2 protein-coding genes are annotated in these 7,207 nt (G+C 37.3%); both read left to right on the top strand.

The annotated features are described in order from the left end of the window. Positions 1-173: 173 nt before the first annotated feature. Positions 174-3,056 carry a YSIRK-type signal peptide-containing protein gene (locus N8M20_RS10035; RefSeq protein ID WP_261080492.1) on the top strand — a complete coding sequence of 961 codons (2,883 nt, stop codon included), beginning with the start codon at positions 174-176 and terminating at the stop codon, positions 3,054-3,056. A gap of 19 nt (positions 3,057-3,075) precedes the next feature. Then, positions 3,076-7,207 (top strand): Rib/alpha-like domain-containing protein (locus N8M20_RS10030; protein WP_261080491.1); only part of this gene is annotated, 4,132 nt, incomplete at its 3' end.

Genomic DNA, 7,207 nt, shown 5'->3' with positions numbered 1-7,207 from the left:
TAGCTGTGATAGCTGTGATAGCTGTGATAGCTGTGATAGCTGTGATAGCTGTGATAGCTGTGATGTTATTAGTAAATATTAGTCATCATAGTGATTTTTATAATTTAACTCTTTTTTGGAGTTGAAGTTATAAAAATTGCTTTTTCTATATTATATTGTCCTTAGGAGGGAACATGGAACATAAAAATAAGTCATTCGGTCGAATTAAACGTCATCAAAGTGATAAGGTTTTGCGCTATTCTATTCGTAAATATAGCTTTGGTGCAGCTTCAGTAGCTGTAGCAGCACTGATGTTTTTAGGTACGCATGCCGTTAGTGCGGATGCTGTTGATGCTAAAAACCAACCTACCATAGGCGCACCGAATCCAAATGAGGAGAAATCGCCTCTGATAGAGCCTGCTCCAACATCAAAAAATGAGGAAATCAAGGAAACTGAAAAAGTTGAGGTAGCCAAGGAAACTGAGGAAAGAGAGAAACCATCTGAAAATAAAGAAACCGTAGAGGCTAATTCTCTAAATAACGGCACATCTACTAGTGCCATAATTGCAACTAAAGATGCTAGTGCTGATAAAGTGACGGAAAAACAAAGATTAGATAAGTCTCAGTTACAAGCTAGTATTACAAAAGTTCAAGAACTCTTGGCTAAAGTCAACAAGGAAAAAGCTCCAGCTTCAACCCTCGCTGCAATTCAAGCAGATTTAGAAAATGCTAAAAATGCATTAAATAATAATGAGTTGACACAAGCTGAAATTGATACCATCGCTAAAAAACTTAATGAGAAAGTTTTTGTCTTATCTTCAATGCCTAAGGTTGTCGCTCCTAAAACAGGAAAAGATGAAACGGTAGAAACTCCTAAGACTGAAACAGAGATTAAACACTCTCTTGAAACGGTAAAAGAGGATCTTCAAAAATACGTGAAGAAATCAGAAATTACAACTGATAAACCAAACGTAACAGCAGCAGAAGAAATTCTAGAAAACATTTCAAAACAATTAGAAAATACTACGTTAACATCAAAAGAATTAACAGCACTGTTGGAACAAGCGAAGACAGTTAGAAATACATTAGTGAATGAAGAGTTGCGTGCAACTTCAGGCGCTCGTGATTCACGTAATGGTCAAAGTATGGGTGAAGGGGTTAACTTTAGAGCGAATGGTGTACCAGTAGAAGGTGCGTTGTACAATGTTAAAGAGTATATCTCAGAGCCTGCAGGAGGAGGTTCGACAGTTGAAGGAAATCGTCCGCGAACAATCGAAAAAGTATTCATGAAAGCAAAATATAGTACGGAGGGTAATCAGAAATTTATTACTTACGATGTTTACTTCCATAATGATGGTAACGCGTTGGGTGGGAATTTTGTTGGTGATGCCTTTTGGTTCTATCCACCTCGTGATCTTTTGTATGATGTTGGTAGCAATTATCCGGTAGGAGTTGTTTCTGATGCTTACTATGAACGTTATGAAAAAAAAGCAGGAACAACAGGGACACTTTCTCACAATCCGGATAATTTTACTCAAGTGGGTGAAAGATATACGGTCCCTTTAAGAGCAGGGCAAAATCAGGATTACGGTTCACAAAGATTATGGCCCGGCGCAGGTGGTATTTTTGAGTTTGGTGGTGGTCCAACCAGACCTGATCAGAGACAGCAGATGTTGAAGAAATTGGAAAATAATCCAGACCTAAATCGTATTATTCGATTAAATAATGACCCTAATGGACCTTATCCTCGTGGATCTTATTCTCATCTATTAACTATATCAAAACAGCAAAATTTCGCTTATAAATATCACGTTAAGATGCGTTTAAAAGATGATGTTACAGCTGAACAAGCCAAAAAAGCGGGGGCTATGGCTGTAAGCGCTAAAGCGGGAAGTGGAACAACTGCGTACGAAGCATATGTGTATGCTGCTACTGGAACAAGCTTACTAGCACCTCCAACTATTAATACATTAACAAAATATGATGGAACCTTAGTGTCGACTGACCGCGTTATCTCAGGTACTGGTGTAGCTGGTGCAACGATTACATTAACGTTGCAAGATGGTACAACTCGTTCTATACCTGTTAATAATGGTGGAAGCTGGAGTTATACTTTAAAGCAAAATGAGAAGCTAACCCAAAATACAAAACAGGACGCCTCTATTAAATCTCCTAATACAATTTCTGCTAAGCAAACAAAAAATGGTGAAGAATCATCAGCTACGTCAGTAAATGTTCAACTAGCTAGAGCTATTTCTATTGATACTCCACTTCAAGCAGGACGTGATATTTCTGTTAAAGTAGCTCACGATACAGGACGATTCTATATTCAAGTTAGAAATGCTGCTAATACAGCCACTGTTTATGAGTATGGTGTTATACAGGAAAATGGTAGATGGAGAATTGAAAACAGCGCAGCGGCTAATGCTATTGATCTGAAGGTCACTGATGGCGATAATCCTTCTGAGAAAAAAATTACTCTTCATGTTAATGATTCGCATAGAAAAAATAATATTCCGTTCACAATTACCAAGGATCATGTGGTAAGAGTTCGTTCTCACCACGTGAATGGGGACAATAACCCAGCAGACCCAGGTCACGAAAATGATGGATGGGTTACAGCAAATAAAGCAACGAATACAGATCCAACAATTACAATTAATAATTCAAATGCTACTTATACATCAGATGGTACTTTGAATAAAGACAAGTTAAAAACACTTGTAACGGTAAATGATGCTGAAGATACTCCAGGTAAAACTGTAGGTAATACGGCAGCAGAGAATTTAGCTGTAACAGCTACTAAAGACGGTAAAAATGTTGATTTAACAAAACCTCTTAAACAAGGTACTTATAATCTTACCTATAGAACAACAGATGCTGCAGGAGCTATAGCGACAAAAAATCATACAATTACAGTAAACTATGCAGTTGTAGCAAAATCAAAGATAAACTTGGTACAAGGGGAAAGTGTTTCAGATGAAATTAAACGTAGCTTATTAGAATTACGTGATGGAAACGATAAAGTAGCAATTCCAAATAACGCTAGAGTGGAAGTTACTTTAGATACAAGTTAAAGCAGATAGTAAGACAGCAGTGGCGTCAGTTGTACTCCAAGGGAAAACAATAGCTTCGACGAATATAAATTATCGTGTATTACCGACCTTCCCAATAGCTCATACAGTATATGATTTTAAAGGTGTAAACCGATCTGATGATGAATCTAAATATTACGTCAATACAGGTATTCCAGGAGGAATGAAATGGTTTGCCAAGCGAGGTAATGAAGCAGAGATAGATGCTTCAGGGTTGAGAGATAAGATAAACTCAGACCCAGTAGGGGAAACAACTTACAAGTTTGGTGGTAAATACAACTATGGTCGATTTACTGACAGTCCACAGCCAAATGAAAAATTAGAGCATGCAGCTACATTTACTCATAAGGTGTTTGATATTAAGCCTAATGATACAAAGGTTACTGTAGCTCAAGGAGGAACGTTATCAGAAGCACAAGCTATTTCAGCCGTTGCCAAAGTAACTGGTTCTCCTGATTTGCCTAGTGGAACAACTTATGAATGGGTAGATGATAGAGGGAATAAGATTACCCCAACAGCGAACACAGCTGGTGTTCAAAACTTTAAAGTGAAGGTAACACTACCTCCAGCTCAAAGTGGCAATGATGCACCAGAAGCCACTAGGAGACAGCCATCTAAAATCATTACTGTTCCTGTTAATGTTACCCCGCCAGCACCTACGGTTACTACAGAACCAAGATATAGTGGAACTCTAGTATCGACTGACCGTAGTATTTCAGGTAGAGGTATAGCTGGTGCAACGATTACAGTGGCACTACAAGATGGAACAACTGGTACAACACTAGTTAATAATCAAGGTGAATGGACTTATAATTTAAAAACAACTGAAAAACTTACTCAAAATACGAAGAAAGATGCCTCTATAAAAGCTGACAAGGAAATAACTGTTAAGCAATCTAAAGACGGAGTAGAATCATCAGCTACGTCAGTAAATGTTCAACTAGCTAGAGTAATTTCTATTAACACGCCAGTTCAAGCAGGAAGAGAGATTACTGTTAAAGTACCTCATGATGCTGGACAATTCTATGTTCAACTGAATTATGATACAAGACAAGTGTATGAATATGGTGTTAAACAGGAAAATGGACAATGGAAAATAACAGATCCTAATAAAGCGAACACTACTGAGTTAATAGTAAAAAATGGAGATAATGTTTCAGAAAAAGAGTTAACTTTACGAATTAAGGATTCGAATAAAAAAACAAATATTCCATTTACGATTCCTTCAGGTGAGAATAAGTTAAGAGTTCGTGTGCATCATGTTAATGGTCAAAACAATCCAGCTAATCCAGCTAGTGAACCAGGACAAGGATGGGTTATAGCATCTGAAGCAACGAACGAATCTCCAACTATTACAGTGAAAGAACCGACAAAAACTGCCTATACAGCAGACGGTAGCTTAACGATGGCTGGACTGAAAAAGCTTGTGACAGTAGCGGACAAAGAAGATGATGCAGATAAGACAGTAGGAAATAGAGCTAGCGATAATTTCACGTTGACTGTGAAACAAGGGGCTAATGTAGTAGACTTATCGAATAATAAATACCTTAAAAAAGGTACTTATACATTATCGTATACAACACGTGATGCTGCAGGAGCTACAGCGATAAAAGAACATACCATTACAGTTTCATCACTTGCAGAATCAAAAGGAGCATCTATCACTTATCCAGTTGATACAGCAAAAGTAGTTTATGGCAATAGTGATGTTGAAAATGGAAACTTCAAGCCAACAACTAAACAAACTTTCGCGAATAAGTTGACTGAAGTGAACCGTGGTAACAACAATCTTCCAACAATTAACGGAACAGGAGTAACATTTACGCCTGGTACAACAAATGATAAGGAAAAAGTTGTAGTAGCTACATTCCCAGATGGTTCAACATTAGATATTTCACACGCTAAAGTGGCGAAACCAGCAGCACCAACGATTACGCCAAGTGCAAACTTTAAAGGAGATTTAGGTTCGACAGAACGTAGTATCTCAGGTACAGGTATCGCAGGAGCTACAGTTAAGATTGATTTACAAGGTGGTAAAACAGTTGAGACAACAGTTGGTTCAGATGGAAATTGGACATACAACTTAAAAAATAACGAAGTTTTAACGCAAAACATTAAGCAAGATGCGAATACAAAATCAACGAAGCCAGTTTCAGTGAAACAAGTGATGCATGGAATCGAATCAACAGATACAACAGCTAATGTTCAATTAAGCGATGTAATCACTTTTGATGAACCGCTACAAGCTGGTCGTGATATTACACTTCGTGTCCCTCATGATGCTGGAAGATTCTATGTGATAATCGCAAGTAAAGAAGGTAATACCTTCCAATATGGAGTTAATAAAACTGATAACGGATGGCAAGTAGAAGAAAGTGTTAATAATAGACCAACAGGAAAAACAAGAACTGAGCTAACTGTTTCAACAACTTCAAACCCAGCTGAACGAGTATTCAAATTACACATTAAAGATTCAAATCAGAAAACAGATATTCCATTTACAATGAAAGCTGATGCTAGAAGTGTAATGGCACGTGTACACTATGATAACTCGAAGGGAAATCCAGCTGTAAATGGAGGTTGGACATATACAAATCCAACGAATACAAATCCAACAATCACAGTAAAAGCACCAGAAATACGTAATTACACTGCGGACGGTAGCTTAACGATGGATGGCTTGAAACAACTTGTGACAGCAGCGGATACAGAAGATGACGCGAATAACACAGTAGGACGCACAGCTAAAGAAAACTTAAGTGTAACAATCAGACAAGGAAATAAAGTTGTTAACTTAGCAAATAATGGTTATCTGAAAAAAGGTGAGTATACTTTAACGTATACAACGACAGATGCAGCAGGCGTATCAGTAACGAAAGAGCATACAATTACAGTTTCATCAATACCAGAAGTTTCAATCAAAGCAGCAAAAGATGCAACTGCACAAGGTATAGTTCCAACTACAGAATCAAATAAAGTGATTAATAGTGTTACAATTCCAAGTAATCAACCACAACCAATTAGTAAAGTACTAAAAGATAACGGACGTATTACAGAAGTAGATGGCGAGAAAGTTGCGACAGTTGTATTAACATATTCTGATAATTCTACAAAAGAAGTAACAGTTCCAGTCTTGGAAGTTAAACCAATCGACATCGTAACCACATTTAATGAAAAAGATAATACTGTAACGATTAAGCCAAATACAACAGTAGAAATTAACGATAGATTACAATTTGGAATTCGTGGAAAATCGATGGCACTAACGAAAACAGCTAGTGGATACACAAATAGTGTTAATGACCGTACTATTACTGTAAATCAAGACGGAAGTATCACAATAACTTTAGTAGGCGAAGAAAAATTCCAAGCAGGAGACCGCATTGTAACCCGTCACGAAAGCAATAAGAACGGTAAAGTTGATTCATACGAAACAGAAGCATTCGCAGGATTGAAACCAGTTGAAAAAGTTCCGGCAATCAATTTAACTGCTTTAACTAACAAAGAAAAAGAAGACGTTAAAGCAGCCGTGAAAAAAGCGAACCCATCTGTTAATACCGCTGAATTAGAAGTAGCAGCAAATGGGGATGTAACATACAGACATAAAGGTGCAGGAGTAGGAGCTAGTGACCCAACACCAGTAATTACATTGTCAGAAACTGTACGTGAACGTAACGATGCAGAGAAGATTGATCCAACAATAGCAACATTAACACGTTATGTTAAAGAAACAAAACATACAGATGAACAAATAAAAAATGCAATTACGGGTGAACATATTGCTAACAAAGCAATTACAGGAGAAATTCCAACTAATGGTGGAACTGTAGTAGTTAAAGTAACATATACAGATGGAAGCTCTGAAGATGTAAAAGTTCCTATTATAGTGACGCCGGAATTAACGCCAGTTAAGAATCTAAATGACTTAACAAACAAAGAAAAAGAATCTGTAAAAGCTAAAATACAAACGTTGAACCCAACAGCTACAAATATAGTTGTAAAAAATAATGGTGAAACAACACTAACTATACCTGACGTTACAACCGCAAAGTTGACACCAGATAAGACAGTAGTGGAAGCACAATCAAATGCGATAGCAGATCCAGCGAAGACACCGGTTGTGAAACTAACAG

This window comes from Streptococcus mitis (assembly GCF_946190275.1).
Taxonomy (GTDB): Bacteria; Bacillota; Bacilli; order Lactobacillales; family Streptococcaceae; genus Streptococcus; species Streptococcus mitis_DC.
The sequence above is the reverse complement of the archived record's forward strand: the minus strand, read 5'-3'. Positions and strand labels throughout refer to the sequence as shown.

Coding starts and splice junctions, on each gene's coding strand:
- N8M20_RS10035 (WP_261080492.1), top strand. CDS start 174: ATGGAACATAAAAATAAGTCATTCGGTCGAATTAAACGTCATCAAAGT.